We start from the raw sequence: 15,470 nt of genomic DNA, 5'->3' as shown, positions 1-15,470 counted from the left end.
TCAGGCGGCTGTTAATTGTTAGCATTAGGGTGAAGTTGACGGATAAGTAGTTCCAGCTTGTCTATACGAGAATCGAGCTTATGCTCCAGCTTGTCTATACGAGAATCGAGTTTATGCTCCAGCTGGTCTATACGAGAATCAAGCCGATCAACACTTGAATCGAGCTTTTGCTCAAGCCGGTCAAAACGTTCACGATTTTCTTGTTGATTACAGTCAACCTTGCGGTCAATAACCTTAACGTCAGATCGGGTTTCACCAACAATTCTGATCAAATCCGTCAGAGTATTAAGTGTATGATCAGGATCATTCGACTCAGCTACGGCACTCATACAACACTCCTTGAGTAAGTGGTTTTTGTTTGAGCAATCAGCATAGCAGATAGTGACGATACCACAGAGACAACTGACTTTTTATATCTGACCAGAGCCTGCATAATCACAACAACAAAAACGTAAATTCCAATAATAATTTTAAAAAGGCAGCCAGGATGGTCTTTCATGGAGTGACCCGGCAGATATGCCAGAGATGGCGTATACCTTGGACAGATATTAACAGCGGCTACTGCTACGACTGGGCAAGACAGGCGATTCAATGTTGTCCGGCAGCGCAACTATTTTATGTCCGTCGCCTGATTCCCCACGCTTTTATTCATTTTTCCGGGCAGTGGTTTGATGCACAGATGCCCACAGGCGTCAGGCAATGGCAGCAACTCCCACTGCTCAAACCTCACAGAGCATTATTTCACCCGGAAGACCTGATCCACTGGCAACCGGGAGATCGCTACTGGCGTAACCGGTGAGCAATGCTGAAAAAAAAAGACCTTACAGAAAATACCTGCAAGGTCTTCTATTTTTACAGCAGTTTATAGAAGACAACTGCCTTCAACTGACTTCGTCAATCCATGCCATCTGGATGGCCTCAAGAACCTTCTCGCCACAATGTTCCGGATCATCATCAAAACCTTCCAGTGCCAGAACCCAGTTGCGCAGGTCAACAAAGTTGACGAACTTCGGATCGGTATCCGGATAAGCTTCCGACAACTCAATGGCAATATCGTAACTATCGGTCCACTTCAGACTCATAAAACCTCCCCCAACGCTAAACAGCTATGAAAGAGCGTCTCTTAATGACGCTCTGAAACCTGATTAATGGTGTACTTGGGAATCTCAACCACCAGGTCTTCATCGGCCACTACGGCCTGACAGCTCAGGCGAGACTCAGGTTCCAGACCCCAGGCCTTGTCCAGCAGGTCGTCTTCCAGCTCGTCAGATTCTTCCAGACTATCAAATCCCTCCCGCACAATGACGTGGCAGGTTGTGCAGGCGCAGGATTTTTCACAGGCATGTTCAATCTCGATGTCGTTCTGAAGAGCAGCATCCAGCACCGATACACCGGGTTCAGCTTCAATCACGGCACCTTCGGGACACAGGTCCTCGTGGGGCAAAAATACAATTTGAGGCATAATCAGGACTCCTCAAAGTCATCAATACTATGGCCGGCCAGGGCCTTGCGGATACCCTGATTCATACGACGAGCGGCAAATTCTTCCGTCGCCTTGCTGACCCGTTCAATCTCACGGGCGATAGCGTCAGCATCCTCTCCCTGACGGGTCGCTGTTAACTGTTCCATATCCGCCAGAACAGACTGGAACTCCTCCTGACTCAGCAAAGCTTCACCATCAGCCTGCATGGCGGCTACCAGAGCCTCCAACAACCGATCCGCTTCAACCTGCTGCTCCAGCAGACGACGACTGTTGCGATCATCGACAGCATGAGAGTATGAATCTCTGAGCATACGGGCAATCTCATCGTCAGTCAGACCGTAGGAAGGCTTCACCTGAATACTGCTCTTGACGCCGGTAGACATTTCTTCAGCCGACACCCCCAGTAATCCGTCCGCATCCACCTGAAAAGTGACACGGATTTTAGCACCACCCGCTGGCAGCGGCGGAATACCACGCAGCTCAAAGCGCGCCAGGGAACGATTATCCCTGATCAACTCCCGCTCACCCTGAAAGACGTTGATAGCCATAGCCGTCTGACCATCTTTATAGGTGGTGAATTCCTGCGCTCTGGCAACGGGAATGGTGGTATTGCGATGAACCACCTTCTCCATCAGCCCACCCATGGTTTCCAGACCAAGAGACAGCGGAATAACATCCAGCAGCAACATATCGTCGCCAGATTTGTTACCCGCCAGCACATCAGCCTGCAAGGCTGCCCCTACCGCTACAACGCGATCCGGGTCAATAGACGTCAGAGGTTGCTTTTTCGCAAAATCAGCAATACGGGAGCGCACTCTTGGCATACGGGTTGAGCCGCCGACCATCACCACCGCTTCAATATCTTTTGCCTTATAACCCGCATCCCGCAAAGCGCGCTTGAACGCTCGCAGAGTTTGGTCAATCAGCTTATCTGCCAGCTCGTTAAACTGCCCGGTGGTCAACTTGCCGGACCAGTTACCAAACGACACATCAACACTGTCGTGATCTGTCAGGGCTTCCTTGGCACGACGACCTTCCAGCATGATTTGACGATGCTGTTCATTATTCAGGGAAGATTCATCAACACCCGCCTGCGCCAGCACCCAGCAAGCGACCGCCCTGTCGAAGTCATCACCGCCAAGGGCTGTATCACCGCCGGTGGCCAGTACTTCAAACACACCTTTCTGCAAACGCAGGATAGAAATATCAAAGGTACCACCACCAAGGTCGTAAACCGCTATCAGCCCTTCACCCCCCTGGTCCAGACCATAGGCGACAGCTGCCGCAGTAGGCTCATTCAGCAGACGGTAAACGTTAAGACCTGCCAATTTTGCAGCATCTTTGGTGGCCTGACGCTGGGATTCATCAAAATACGCTGGCACGGTGATCACAGCCCCATCCAGCTCTCCCCCCAGCGATTCAGTGGCACGTCCTGCCAGGGAACGCAGAATTTCAGCTGACACCTCTACCGGACTGACCGAACCTCGGCGGGTTTCAATCAGAGGCATCTGACTTTCAGACTCCACAAACCGGTAAGGCATAACCCCCCCCAGAGTGAAAAGATCATTTAAGCCCCGCCCCATCAGACGCTTGACGGAAACAATTGTGTCCAGCGCATCACTGACCATATGCTGTTCGGCCTGTTGACCAACAGTAACGCCCTGCTCCCCGTAATGAACGACAGAAGGCAGTATATGCTCACCCTGATGATCAGGCAGAGTATCTGCGTTGCCAGAACGCACCGACGCCACCAGGGAGTTGGTCGTACCCAGGTCAATACCCACCGCCCGCTTACTCTGGTGCGGCTCAGGCGCTTGCCCCGGCTCGGAAATCTGTAGTAATGCCATTATATTGCCTTATCTTTACAACTGGCTTTTTAACTATCTAACAGCTCTGACTCCAGCTGTTCCAGTTCAGCCGCAAGCTTAACCATGAACTGCATCTTTCGTACAGTATCCCGGGCTTTTTTCAGCGCATCCTCTCTGGCGGGCGCTTCAGTGCCTTCTTCACTGGCGATCAGCCACAGCTGTTCATAGGTACCAAACAGGGCTTCAATCCCTTCGTCTACTTCGTCAACCATCCGTTCCAGTTCTGCTTCCGGATCAGCATGGTCACGCACTTCAGACATGGCTTCACGCAACTCCATCTGCTCCATCAGAAATACCGGGTCCATCACCGTATTCGTTTCAAGGTCAACTTTGCAACCAGCCAGTTCCAGCAGGTACAGCGACCTTGCCATGGACGATTTCAGCGTTTCATAGCCTTCGTTGACATAGGCAGCGTACTGAATAGCAAGCCGTTGCTGACGATCATCCGCCCCGGCAAAACGATCAGGATGCACGGTTTTCTGAAGCTCACGATACCGCTCGGCCAGCAGCGACAGATCAACCTGGCAGGAGACAGGAAGCTGAAACAGCTCAAAATAGTTTTTCGTTATATCAACCACGGTGATGCTTGTTCCAAGTGACTTCGGGAATGGCGATAAAGGTGCTATCCGGAAGTGGTAACCATTTAGAAGGGCAGAACGTAAAAAGCCCGACCTGAGAGAGGTCGGGCTTACTATAAAATCAAACGTTGAAGCTTTCACCGCAGCCGCACTCACTGGCGACATTAGGGTTATTAAACTGGAAACCTTCGTTCAGGCCTTGTTTCACAAAGTCCAGTTCGGTGCCGTCCAGGTACACCAGACTTTTGGGGTCAGAATGAATTTCCAGGTCGTGACTGACAAATACGCTGTCTTCATCGACCTTAACATCCACAAATTCCAGCACATAAGCCATACCGGAACAGCCAGACGTACGAACGGCCACCTTGATGCCAACGCCTTTACCACGCTTTTCCAACTGATCCCTGATATGCCTTGCTGCGGCAGCGGTCATAGTGATCGCCATGAAATACTCCAACTAAAATTGACCGCGACAGGTTCCCCCTGTCACTGCGGTGAATCAGGCTGCGGATTCACCGTCATGTTTACTACGATAATCATCCACTGCCGCCTTGATAGCGTCTTCAGCCAGAACAGAGCAGTGAATTTTAACTGGCGGCAACGCCAGCTCTTCTGCGATATCGGTGTTCTTGATCTCGGACGCCTCGTCCAGCGTTTTGCCTTTCATCCACTCTGTCGCCAGAGAGCTGGAGGCAATAGCGGCACCACAGCCGTAAGTTTTGAAGCGGGCATCTTCAATCACCCCTTCATCACTTACCTGAATCTGAAGGCGCATAACGTCACCACAGGCTGGTGCGCCGACCATGCCAGTACCGACGTTTTCCGCACCGGCGTCGAGTTTACCGACATTACGAGGGTTCTCGTAATGGTCTTCCACCTTTTTACTGTAAGCCATGGTTCTATCCTCCCACCCTATTCTGCGATAGTGCCGTTCTCAGTGTTTACAGAGTCCGGAACCGGCACCAAAATTCACTTAGTGTGCAACCCACTGCACGGATTTCAGGTCAACGCCATCCTTGTACATGTCCCACAGAGGCGACAGCTCACGCAGCTTAACCACGGCATCCTTCACCTGGGTAGCAGCATAATCCACTTCCTCGGGCGTCGAGAAACGACCGAAGCTGAAACGCAGGGAGCTATGTGCCAGCTCGTCATCCAGTCCCAGCGCACGTAGCACATAAGAAGGTTCCAGACTGGCAGAGGTGCAGGCAGAACCGGAGGAAACCGCAACATCCTTCAGAGCCATGATCAGGGATTCGCCTTCCACAAAAGCAAAACTGACGTTCAGGTTACCGGCAACACGTTGCTCAAGGCAGCCGTTCACATGCACTTCTTCCATACCTTCAAAGTGGTTCAGGAAACGCTGACGCAGACTCAGGCAGTGCTCATGGTCGATTGCCATTTCTTCTTTAGCAATACGACAGGCTTCGCCCAGACCAACAATCTGATGCGTTGGCAGAGTACCGGAACGCATGCCACGCTCGTGACCACCACCGTGAATCTGGGCTTCCAGACGTACACGGGGCTTACGACGCACATACAGAGCCCCAATGCCTTTGGGTCCGTACATTTTGTGCGCAGAAATGGAAAGCAGGTCAACTTTCATAGTGTTCATGTCCAGAAGAATTTTGCCCACACTCTGGGCAGCATCCACATGAAACAGAACCTTACGGGCTCGGGTGATTTCACCAATAGCCGCAATATCGTTGATTACGCCAATCTCATTATTGACGTGCATCAGACTAACCAGAATTGTGTCATCACGAAGGGCGGATTCCACCATTTCCGGCGTGATGATGCCGTCTGAATCCGGATCAAGATAGGTCACTTCGTAACCTTCCCGCTCCAGTTGACGACAGGTATCGAGTACCGCCTTATGTTCAATTCTGGAGGTAATAATGTGCTTGCCTTTTTTGGCATAAAAGTGTGCCACACCTTTAATCGCCAGATTGTCAGACTCGGTGGCACCGGAAGTCCAGACAATTTCGCGGGGATCAGCGCCCAGCAGGTCTGCCACATTACGGCGGGCATCTTCTACAGCTTCCTCAGCCTTCCAGCCGAACACATGCGAACGAGACGCAGGGTTGCCGAAGTTACCTTCAGCAACCAGACACTGGCTCATTTTTTCGGCGACACGAGGATCGACCGGTGTCGTTGCAGAGTAATCAAGGTAAATTGGTAGTTTCATCCCATACATCTCCAGGCGTTTTACACGCTCCAAGTGCTTTAAACGCTCGAGGCGTTTTACACGCTCAAGGCTGTCGTATTATCCCTGTGAGCAACAGCATTAAAGCAGGCTGTTAATCACACTCTTGTTGTCCTGGCTCTGCTGTTCGTCCTGACGAACAGCGACATTTTGAACTTCTCTTTTTGCGACAAGATCAGCCAGACTGATATTGCCAAGAAACTCGTGAATCTGTTTACTCAGGTCATGCCACAGATGGTGCGTCAGACACTTGGCACCCTGCTGACATCCGCCATCGCCATGACAGCGGGTTGCGTCAACCGATTCATTCACCGCATCAATCACCTGAGCCACATAAATAGCCTGACTGTCACGACTGAGGCGGTATCCCCCACCCGGCCCGCGCACGCTGCATACCAGCTCGTTTCTGCGCAGACGAGAGAACAGCTGCTCCAGATAGGAGAGTGAAATACCCTGACGTTCGGAAATATCAGCAAGGGCAACCGGCCCCTGGCTCGCATGCAGCGCCAGATCCAACATGGCAGTTACGGCGTAGCGTCCTTTGGTGGTCAATCGCATGCTGGATTCTCACTCTCAATAAGCTGGTTATAGTAATCAGCGCTATCTTTGCCTGATCATTTGCTCAAAGCTCTGATACGCCTGAAAAACTTTTGTCTGAAAAACTTTTGTCTAAAAAAGCAACGTATCTGAAAAGCTTTTTCACAGAACCCGGTCGGCTGATCTGTACCTGAAATTCAGCCTGACTGTAGCATTTGTGCGAATTATGTAATACCTGAGTAAAATAGTCAAGTATTAATAAAACTCTAGGAAAAGATGATAGAAGAAGGATGAAATGTACTATTTGGGATTATTTTTATAGCGACGGGCTATTTTATACAAGTCGGCAGGCATCGTCATTACTACCAACGTATACAGGCATCAGACGATCAAAGCAGCCTGATGCCTGTATACGTCTGACGCTATCATGCCTCTTCCTGCTCTCTGCTCTTCAGGGAAGCAAAGTCCTCTTCATTCAGCTCTGGTATCGGGTTCATATCACCGCACAATCCCTTGCTTTCCAGAACCTTGCAGATTTCCAGCATCCGGTCATCGACTGCGTGCAGGTGATCCAGCATGGCAGTAATCGCATTAGACGTGGGGTCCGGCATATCCTCTGTAACTGCGTAGGCATCAAAGCCAATTTTTTCTGCCATCTGCTGACGACGGGAATCAATCGCCGTCCGCTTCTCGACAACACGGCCAGGAACGCCAACAACAGTCGCTCCGGGCGGTACCTCTTTTACGACAACCGCATTCGAACCCACCTTGGCACCTTCTCCCACAGTAAAAGGCCCCAAAATCTTGGCACCGGCACCCACCACCACGTTGTTAGCCAGCGTTGGATGACGCTTACCCTGGTTAACCGGATGATCCTTGCCTTTATTGGGCGAGGTCCCCCCCAGAGTCGCTCCATGATAAAGCGTTACATCGTCATGGATAATAGCGGTTTCACCAATCACCACCCCCATGCCGTGGTCAATAAAGAAACGCCGGCCAATGGTAGCTCCGGGGTGAATTTCAATGCCCGTGAACCAGCGGCTGAATGTCGAGAGACTGCGACCCATCCAACAGAAGCCGGCATTCCACAGTCTGTGGGCAACGCGATGCAACAGCAGCGCGTGCAGGCCGGGGTAGTTCGTCACTACTTCAAACGTTCCCCTGGCGGCAGGGTCTCGCTGCATGACGGTTCTAATATCTTCTTTGAGTCGCTCAAACATAATCCAATCGTCTGTCTTGTTCTCGTTACTATGAAGAGGACTCTTAAGAGCCTTCTTCAGAGGGTGCTGAAGAATCCTTCGCAAATTTACCGGTTTCGGACAGAATACCACGCAGAATACTCAGCTCTACCCGATCCGGCCGAATCCGTCCGTACATACGTCTTAATTTCGCCATGATCTTCTCATGACTGCTGTGTTCAAGAAAGCCTATTTGTACAAGTGTCTCATAAAGATGCTGATAAAAACGCTCCATATCCTCCTGCGAAGCGTGTGTCATCTGCTTGGTTTTAGGCAGCTCGACACCACCTTGACGAGCCAGCTGAGTCATACGCAACTCATAAGCCATAACCTGAACCGCTGCACCAAGATTCAGTGAACTGAAATCAGGATTGGTCGGAATATGAACCTGCAAATGGCATCGCCTCAGCTCCTCATTGGTCATCCCCCGGTCTTCCCGACCAAAGACCAGTGCCACCTGAGCCTGCCCGGCTTCATCCAGAATCTGGCTGGCACAGACTTTTGGCTCAACCAGCTCAAGTGATACACCACGTACCCGGGCGCTGGTACCCACCACAAACTGACAACCTGCCAGCGCCTCATCCAGCGTGTCGACCACTCTGGCATTAGCAAGAATATCGTCCGCACCAGATGCCAGCGCTGTTGCATGACCAGAAGGAAAATCGGCCGGACCGACCAGAACCAGACGACTAAGCCCCATCGCCTTCATGGCCCGGGCAGCCGCACCAATATTGCCGGGGTGGGTGGTATTAATCAGGACAATGGAAATATTATCGAGAGCCAGCGGGACATTGATTGCCGGCTCTTTCGCTGCGGAGTCGTTCACCACAAATTATCTCTGTGTTAACTGAAGAAGGAATAGCTTCAGGCTGCCTGTTCCACTGACAGCTTATGCAGCCAAATCGTGTAGTTTACCGGAAAACCCCACAAATAATGAACAATAGGTTTGTATTACGGGTACATTCTTCTTTATAATCCGCGCACTTTTTCGCGTAACGATTTGCTAAACGCTTTTTCCGGGCAAGTTCGCGCAAGTGATATGAAATCAGGGTCAGTCAAGCACTGATTCGAAGGCACCGAGGGTTAACCCATGGCAACTTCTTCCGATATTCATATTCGATCTTTCAAATTTCAGATGTAATCCAGCCTATGCAACCCATGGTAAATATGGCTCTGCGCGCCGCTCGCGCTGCTGCCGAAATTATTGTTCACGCTTACCGCGACCTTGAGAACCTCAAGGTGGAAGCCAAGGATCGCAATGACTTTGTGACCCAGGTGGATCGCGCCTCTGAAGAGATGATCATCTCCTCCCTGCGTAAAGCTTACCCTGACCATGGCTTCTTCGGTGAAGAATCCGGTCATACGGAAGGCAAGGGTGAAGGCAAGGATTACCTCTGGATTATTGATCCTCTGGACGGCACCACCAACTTTATCCGTGGCATCCCCCAGTTCGCCATCTCTATTGCCTGCCAGTACCGGGGTCGTATTGAACACGCCGTCATTCTCGACCCGATCAAGGATGAAACTTACTGCGCCAGTCGTGGCCAGGGCGCGATGCTGAACAGCAAGCGTATCCGCGTCAGTGATCGTCGCTCCATGGAGGGCGCTCTGATTGGTACTGGCATTCCATTCTCCGGCAACAACCTGAACTACCTGGATGGCTACCTGAACATGATGCGTGCCATGCTGGGTGATACTGCTGGTATCCGTCGCTGCGGAGCCGCCTCTCTGGATCTGGCCTACGTTGCTTCCGGCAAGCTGGATGCTTTCTGGGAATTCGGTCTGAAGAACTACGATATGGCCGCTGGCTCTCTGATCATCCAGGAAGCAGGTGGCCTGTGCAGTGACTTCATGGGCGGTCACGATTTCCTGGAGAAAAACCAGATTGTCTGTGGTAACCCGAAGCTGTTCAAAGAGATGCTGAAGCGGATTCGTCCGTTTGTAGCGGAAGGCATGGGACGTTAATCCAACTGCCTGCCACTGGTTGCAGAATCGCTCTGCAGCCAGTAATCACTATTTATCAATTCAGGCTCTGACATACCTACTTTATTTTGAGAAAATCTGACTACAAAATTAAAAACGAGTTACTACTAAGGAGCATGTAACATAAAACTATCAGAGAAGTAGCTATCTGCTGAGCAAACCTAACGACGTTTGTGAATTGTCTTTCTTCTGTGGACGACCTGGTAGGCAACAATGGCTCCCTATCACCTCCATCGGGCTCATCCACCCACAAATTGTTAATATCAAGTCCTAGCAATGCGTGGAAGCGGTCCTCATCAAGTGCCGTATGATAGTAAGTGTGTTCTAAAGAAGCCCGGCCACGCATAGTCAGTTGTATAATATCCTGTACCTGCGTAGAGCTAATAAAATCCCTGATAAGGAAAATCTGATATCGACCATGTTGATAGCTGATAACAACAGTACAGACTGATTCTGGTATATCTAATTCAGGCACAGTTTGATCTCTGACCACCCTTGAAACAGCCGCTGATGACATTAATTCCAGCTCATTTGAATCCGATGCGCTTGATTTCAGCCTGATGTTTTCTCTTTCACTGCCTGACAGTTTAATCGTTGGTTCTCTGACCGCTCTCAAATAAACCAATACTGTGTTATGCAAACTTCCGAGCCTTTCAACCCTCAGCGGCCTGTAGCTGAAAGAAAACCCGGGCAGCAAACCTATAGGAAACAACGGCAGGCGAAAGTTGACAGCGTCATAATCAAAAACCGGTACACTAAAGCGGTTTGAGCCAACCAAAAACAAACTCTCCCTTGGTAAGTACTGCATCATATACTTTAACAGGTCTGGTTCTCCCTCAGAGCCTGAAAACGCTTCTGACGCAATATGATCTGACTTGCTCTTAGATGATCCCGGCAGGTAGTACATGAATGTTTTATCTATTTCATCGTATCGGGTAATAACTACTTTCTCTGCTTTGCCTTTCCTACTGAAAAACCACGTTACATCAATCGTTGCAAACAAGCAGTCAGGGAACAGTAGAGAAAAAATCAGTAATAGAGTGCTAACTTTGTAGTTCACTGTACTGTTCCGGATAATTTACATCATAATAAAGTAGTCCTGAATTCGTATCATAAGTGCATAACCTCTGTAACCAGAGGATTGTTTCAGAACCTTTGAAGTGAATCAGAACTCAGGGGTATTCTGTAAAGCAACCAAACCATACAGAGGAAGCCAAGGATGGCCTATACACACCTGAGCTCTGAAGAGAGATATTATATCGAAACTGAACTCAAAAATGGGACTTCACAAAACAAAATTGCTAAAAAGCTTGGCCGTTCACAGCCTACCGTGTCGCGAGAAGTAAACCGCAATAAAGGGCAAAGAGGGTACAGGCACCAACAGGCTAATCGCACAGCTCGGCAGCGGCACAAAGATAAGCCAAAAGCTATTAAGCTGACAGACGACATTAAACAACGTATTTCAAACGATATCCGTTCAGATTGGAGTCCTGAACAAGTGGCTGGAAGGCTTGAAAAGGACGGTGTAATCAAGCTGCATCATGAGACGATTTATCAATTTGTAGCGGATGATAAACGGCGCGGAGGCTCGCTCTATAAGCACTTGAGGCACCAGAAAAAAACTTATCGAAAGCGATACGGTTCAGCTCATAACCGAACCGGTATACCAAATCGGGTTGGCATTGAAGAACGCCCCGAAGTGGTCAACAACAGAGAGCGAGTTGGTGACTGGGAAGCTGATACTGTAATAGGTAAAAATCATAAAGGAGCCATCGCTACATTAGATGAACGAAAAACCAAGCTTCGCCTTGCTGTCCCTCTACCAGGCAAGAAGGCAAAAGCGGTTAAACAGGGAATAATTGACGTACTCAAGCCTCTGAAAAGGTTTGTAAAGACAATAACATACGACAATGGAAAGGAGTTTGTTCAGCATGAATCAATTGCCAAAGCTTTAAAATGTGACAGCTACTTTGCTGCCCCCTACCATTCTTGGGAAAGAGGCCAGAATGAGAATGCTAATGGTTTGCTAAGGCAGTATTTCCCCAAGTCGATGGAGCTTAATGGCGTGACAGAAAAAGATGTCATCATTGCAGTGGATAAGCTGAACAACAGGCCAAGAAAGTGCCTGGGCTACAAGACTCCTTATGAGGCATTTAAAGAGTCAACTGGAATAGATGCAAGAAAAGTCATGGGTTATGCACTTATGACTTGAATTCAGGAGTCATTATTTTTTTGGTTTCCTAAATTTACGCTTGGTTAACAGCTTTTCCCGATAGATTTAAGCCAACAGGCTGAATGGAGTGAAACCATTCAAAACAACTTATTTGCCCTTGGCTCACTGAATTCCTGTTGGCCTTTAACCTGAAAATTCTATTCAGACAGAGTTTACATCTTTAGCCTGCTCAGCCCGGGTATTTAACTCAGAAGATAACGGTTCCGGTAAATCCAGGGTTCGAGTCGGAAAGGCTATATCGCCCCCCTGGTGATGGATAATTGCCATAATATCCAGCAATACCCGCTCCTTAATCATATGAAACTCAGCCCAGTCAGTGGTGCGGGTAAAACAATAGATAAAACAATCAAGACTGGATGCACCAAACTGGTTGAAATTCACCATTATAATTTTGCTCTGGTCGATCTCGTTATGTTCCTGTAGATAGCTGCGAATCTCCGCCAACAGCGGAGCCAGCAGGCGGGAATCCCGGTATCTTAAACCTATGGCTTCCTTAATACGCCGGTTTTCCATTCGGGAAGGGTTTTCCACGGAAATAGTCATAAAAGTAGCATTAGGCACATAGAGTGGTCGCTTTTCAAAGGTCAGAATCCGGGTTTGACGCCAGCCAATATACTGCACGGTACCTTCTATATTTTTATCCGGTGAGCGGATCCAGTCGCCAACTCCAAAGGGTTTATCCAGATAAATCATCATGCCGCCAAACAGGTTCGCCAGCATATCCCTGGCTGCAAAACCAATGGCAATACCACCTACACCGCCAAAAGCAAGAATGCCGGAAATACTGTAACCCAGAGTTTGCATGAGCATCAGACCGCTGATGATAACGGCTGTCACCCGCAACAGACGACCAACAGCAACTACTGAGGTCGGATCATTATCGTGACCACCCAGAACTCCGGACAGATACTGTTTCTCCACTTCGCGTATCAGCCTCACCAGCACCCAGCCAAACAGCCCGATAACCAGCATATCCCGAATACCATCAAACTTTGCCAGCATGGCAATACCGGTACTCTGCCAGATGACATCCACTGTCCAGCCTGCCCCGGTGAGCCAGATCAGCGCGACCAGAGGTTTACGCCCGGCCTCCAACAATATAACAGGCCAGACAGAGTGGACTGACCGGGCTTTACCTGCCAGTTTTTTCAGCATTCTTCGGGATACAGAAGCAAGTATCGCTGTTATAAAAACGATCAGCACAACCTGAACAAGCCAGGCAGGAAATTCAGGCAAAGATGAAAAGTCCACAGCAGACTCCTGTGATCGGTTGGGGGAGCGTAACGATACCCAACAAATAATTATTATTCCGGCTATGTCGGGTATCGCTGCACTCCACCCGCCCTGCTGAAGTTGATTAAGCGCTTCCCTGAAGAGAAATTCAAGCTCCAGAAACGCCTGATACGGCGTACCTCTGAACAAACCATGACAAAATCTCAAAACCGCTGATCTGAACTACAACCCTTGCCCTGTCACGACGGATTTGCCCACTTCGCTGAAATTAGGTAAGGCGGGGCTATTGCCCCGTCCTTCCCACAGAACCGTGCGTACGGACCTCGTACACGGCTCCTGCACTCTCTATCCCTTAACAATAAGGGGCAAGAACGCCCGTTTTAACGCCTTCCAAATTGAACAACTTTATCTCATTGAACCAGTTGTTCGGCATGGCTAAATGCGACAGGGGACTGCACGCATTTCTCCATGAACGCATTTTGATGTACTTAAATGGTGGCTTGTAACCCAGTTGCTTCAGCCGACGATGCAGCTTCGCTGGTTTCTTCCACTGTTTCAGTTGTAAACATCTCAGCCTGCGCCTCATCCATCCTGTCAGCCGTTTTAATTCACGACTACAGTTCGCTATCCTGAAGTAATTAGCAAATCCTCGTATCACAGGGTTCAGTTCTCGGATTACTCCTTCAAGGTTCGTTCCCCGATTCCTTTTCGTGATTCGCTTTACCTTTGCTTTCAGTGCGTTGAGCTTCTTTTCCTGTATGCGCGTATAGCTGCTCAGGATTTCAACTCCCAGAAATTTCACACCCTCGCCGCTATGGGCTATGTGTGTTTTATTCTGGTTGACCGTCAGTTTCAGGTCTTGCTCCAGTACTTTGGTCGCCACTTTCAGAGCGTTTTCTGCCGCTGCTTTGGAGCCACACAGAATCAGGATATCGTCCGCATAGCGGACAATCCTGTGCTTGCGTCGCATCATTTCCTGATCAAACGCATCAAGATAGACGTTTGAGATTAAGGGACTGATCACTCCGCCCTGTGGACTGCCTGTTTCCGTGGCTTCCAGTTGATAGCCAACCATCACCCCGCTTTTCAGGAACATTCTGATCAGGTTCAGGATGCTTCCATCTGCCACTTTGTGCCTGAACGCCTTGAGAATTAACTCGTGGTCGAGTCGGTCAAAGCATTTGGACAAGTCCATGTCCACCACCCAGCGTCTGTCGTACTTTCGTATGAACAGGGTCGCCTTGGTAATGGCTTGATGGCAGCTTCGATTCGGTCTGTACCCATAGCTGGACGGGTGGAAGTCCGGATCAAAGATCGGGGTCAGGATATTTAGAAGTGCTTGTTGGACGATTCGGTCTTTTACTGCGGGGATTCCCAGCAGACGCTTTCCACCGTCTTCTTTGTCGATTTCTACACGCTTTACCGGTAGCGGTTTGTAGCGCTTTTCCCGCAATTCAAGCAGTAACTGTTCAAGATTCCCACGCAGATTCGAGGCGTAGTCGCTCAGGCTCTGCCCATCTATTCCGGCCGCACCTTTCGCTTTCCATACCTTTTTGAATCCGTTGTAAAGCGCTTCCATCGTCAGCAAGCGCCCATACAGGCTATAATATACTCTCATCAGTTACTGTCTCACGACAGACAGATTGCGCCATCCTTCTACTGTGGCCGGATTCTTCATGGACATTCACAGGCGTTCTGGCTCAAGGCAATCTACCTGCTACCTGTCCTTTACTCCCGAGCGCGGCTCTTTCTTTTAGCAGGATTGTTCCCAACCTCACCAGCCAAAGATGTCCTGCCTCGTCAGGCAGCTTGTGCGCTCACAGTATCATTCCTGCGGTCTGACTGTTCTTTAAGAATGCTTCACCCCTTCGCAACATCTGCCGCTTTTGACGACACATGCCCTACAGTCACTCTGGCTGTAGTCATTCCGGTTTTGCCCTCCGAACGGTTACCCGCCTTCACAGGCCGGAATTTCATCACTACTACAGGATCATCTGCCACCTCACACCACTGTTACCCTTGAGTTTCCTCTTGCGATAACAGCCCCTGAGATTCAGAGATTGATGCCAGGCTTCCCCAGTTAAGTAAATGATCCACGTTCTTAGAACGTG

17 protein-coding genes are annotated in these 15,470 nt (G+C 49.6%); 3 read left to right on the top strand and 14 right to left on the bottom strand.

The features are described from left to right. Nucleotides 1-11: 11 nt before the first annotated feature. Nucleotides 12-329 carry a hypothetical protein gene (locus NX722_RS04985; protein WP_262566989.1) on the bottom strand — a complete coding sequence of 106 codons (318 nt, stop codon included), beginning with the start codon at nt 327-329 and terminating at the stop codon, nt 12-14. A gap of 158 nt (nt 330-487) precedes the next feature. Here NX722_RS04985 and NX722_RS04980 point away from each other — a divergent pair, with 158 nt between their 5' ends. After that, complete coding sequence (locus tag NX722_RS04980) at nt 488-799, top strand: hypothetical protein (protein WP_262566988.1); 312 nt, start codon at nt 488-490, stop codon at nt 797-799. 82 nt (nt 800-881) lie between these two features. Here NX722_RS04980 and iscX read toward each other — a convergent pair whose 3' ends face one another. The 10 genes from iscX to trmJ all read right to left on the bottom strand — a co-directional run bounded on the left by iscX (nt 882) and on the right by trmJ (nt 8,736). Next, nucleotides 882-1,082 carry a Fe-S cluster assembly protein IscX gene (gene iscX, locus NX722_RS04975; RefSeq protein WP_262566987.1) on the bottom strand — a complete coding sequence of 67 codons (201 nt, stop codon included), beginning with the start codon at nt 1,080-1,082 and terminating at the stop codon, nt 882-884. A 41-nt stretch (nt 1,083-1,123) separates the two neighbouring features. Beyond that, the gene (gene fdx, locus NX722_RS04970; RefSeq protein ID WP_262566986.1) at nt 1,124-1,462 is read right to left on the bottom strand and encodes an ISC system 2Fe-2S type ferredoxin; all 339 of its coding nucleotides are present in this window, start codon (nt 1,460-1,462) and stop codon (nt 1,124-1,126) included. A gap of 2 nt (nt 1,463-1,464) precedes the next feature. Next, a complete protein-coding gene (gene hscA / locus NX722_RS04965; protein ID WP_262566985.1) occupies nt 1,465-3,330 on the bottom strand; it encodes a Fe-S protein assembly chaperone HscA in 1,866 nt (621 codons plus the stop codon). A 29-nt stretch (nt 3,331-3,359) separates the two neighbouring features. After that, complete coding sequence (gene hscB / locus NX722_RS04960; RefSeq protein ID WP_262566984.1) at nt 3,360-3,929, bottom strand: Fe-S protein assembly co-chaperone HscB; 570 nt, start codon at nt 3,927-3,929, stop codon at nt 3,360-3,362. A gap of 121 nt (nt 3,930-4,050) precedes the next feature. After that, entirely contained in the window at nt 4,051-4,374 is a 324-nt protein-coding gene (gene iscA / locus NX722_RS04955) for an iron-sulfur cluster assembly protein IscA (protein WP_262566983.1), read from the bottom strand. A gap of 54 nt (nt 4,375-4,428) precedes the next feature. After that, nucleotides 4,429-4,824 carry a Fe-S cluster assembly scaffold IscU gene (iscU, locus tag NX722_RS04950; protein WP_262566982.1) on the bottom strand — a complete coding sequence of 132 codons (396 nt, stop codon included), beginning with the start codon at nt 4,822-4,824 and terminating at the stop codon, nt 4,429-4,431. Nucleotides 4,825-4,902: 78 nt separating this feature from the next. Beyond that, nucleotides 4,903-6,117, bottom strand: a complete 1,215-nt coding sequence (locus tag NX722_RS04945; RefSeq protein WP_262566981.1) for an IscS subfamily cysteine desulfurase — start codon at nt 6,115-6,117, stop codon at nt 4,903-4,905. 99 nt (nt 6,118-6,216) lie between these two features. After that, nucleotides 6,217-6,693 (bottom strand): Fe-S cluster assembly transcriptional regulator IscR, encoded by a 477-nt coding sequence (gene iscR / locus NX722_RS04940; RefSeq protein WP_262566980.1) that lies wholly within the window; start codon nt 6,691-6,693, stop codon nt 6,217-6,219. A 404-nt stretch (nt 6,694-7,097) separates the two neighbouring features. Further along, nucleotides 7,098-7,892 (bottom strand): serine O-acetyltransferase, encoded by a 795-nt coding sequence (cysE, locus tag NX722_RS04935; RefSeq protein ID WP_262566979.1) that lies wholly within the window; start codon nt 7,890-7,892, stop codon nt 7,098-7,100. A 43-nt stretch (nt 7,893-7,935) separates the two neighbouring features. Continuing rightward, a complete protein-coding gene (trmJ, locus tag NX722_RS04930) occupies nt 7,936-8,736 on the bottom strand; it encodes a tRNA (cytosine(32)/uridine(32)-2'-O)-methyltransferase TrmJ (RefSeq protein WP_262566978.1) in 801 nt (266 codons plus the stop codon). Nucleotides 8,737-9,059: 323 nt separating this feature from the next. Between trmJ and NX722_RS04925 the strand changes: the two genes are divergently transcribed. Then, entirely contained in the window at nt 9,060-9,875 is an 816-nt protein-coding gene (locus tag NX722_RS04925) for an inositol monophosphatase family protein (protein WP_262566977.1), read from the top strand. A 100-nt stretch (nt 9,876-9,975) separates the two neighbouring features. On the opposite strand, the gene NX722_RS04920 is transcribed toward NX722_RS04925, so the two are convergent. Beyond that, nucleotides 9,976-10,953: a hypothetical protein gene (locus NX722_RS04920; protein WP_262566976.1), complete on the bottom strand. Its 978-nt coding sequence runs from the start codon at nt 10,951-10,953 to the stop codon at nt 9,976-9,978. A gap of 159 nt (nt 10,954-11,112) precedes the next feature. Between NX722_RS04920 and NX722_RS04915 the strand changes: the two genes are divergently transcribed. Further along, entirely contained in the window at nt 11,113-12,105 is a 993-nt protein-coding gene (locus NX722_RS04915; protein WP_262563592.1) for an IS30 family transposase, read from the top strand. A 162-nt stretch (nt 12,106-12,267) separates the two neighbouring features. Here NX722_RS04915 and NX722_RS04910 read toward each other — a convergent pair whose 3' ends face one another. Both NX722_RS04910 and ltrA read right to left on the bottom strand, forming a co-directional pair. Beyond that, nucleotides 12,268-13,377: a mechanosensitive ion channel family protein gene (locus NX722_RS04910; RefSeq protein WP_262566975.1), complete on the bottom strand. Its 1,110-nt coding sequence runs from the start codon at nt 13,375-13,377 to the stop codon at nt 12,268-12,270. A gap of 334 nt (nt 13,378-13,711) precedes the next feature. After that, nucleotides 13,712-14,977 (bottom strand): group II intron reverse transcriptase/maturase, encoded by a 1,266-nt coding sequence (gene ltrA / locus NX722_RS04905; protein WP_262563619.1) that lies wholly within the window; start codon nt 14,975-14,977, stop codon nt 13,712-13,714. Between the last annotated feature and the right edge of the window lie 493 nt (nt 14,978-15,470).

This window comes from Endozoicomonas gorgoniicola, from assembly GCF_025562715.2.
In the GTDB taxonomy this organism is placed as follows: domain Bacteria; phylum Pseudomonadota; class Gammaproteobacteria; order Pseudomonadales; family Endozoicomonadaceae; genus Endozoicomonas_A; species Endozoicomonas_A gorgoniicola.
The sequence above is the reverse complement of the archived record's forward strand: the minus strand, read 5'-3'. Positions and strand labels throughout refer to the sequence as shown.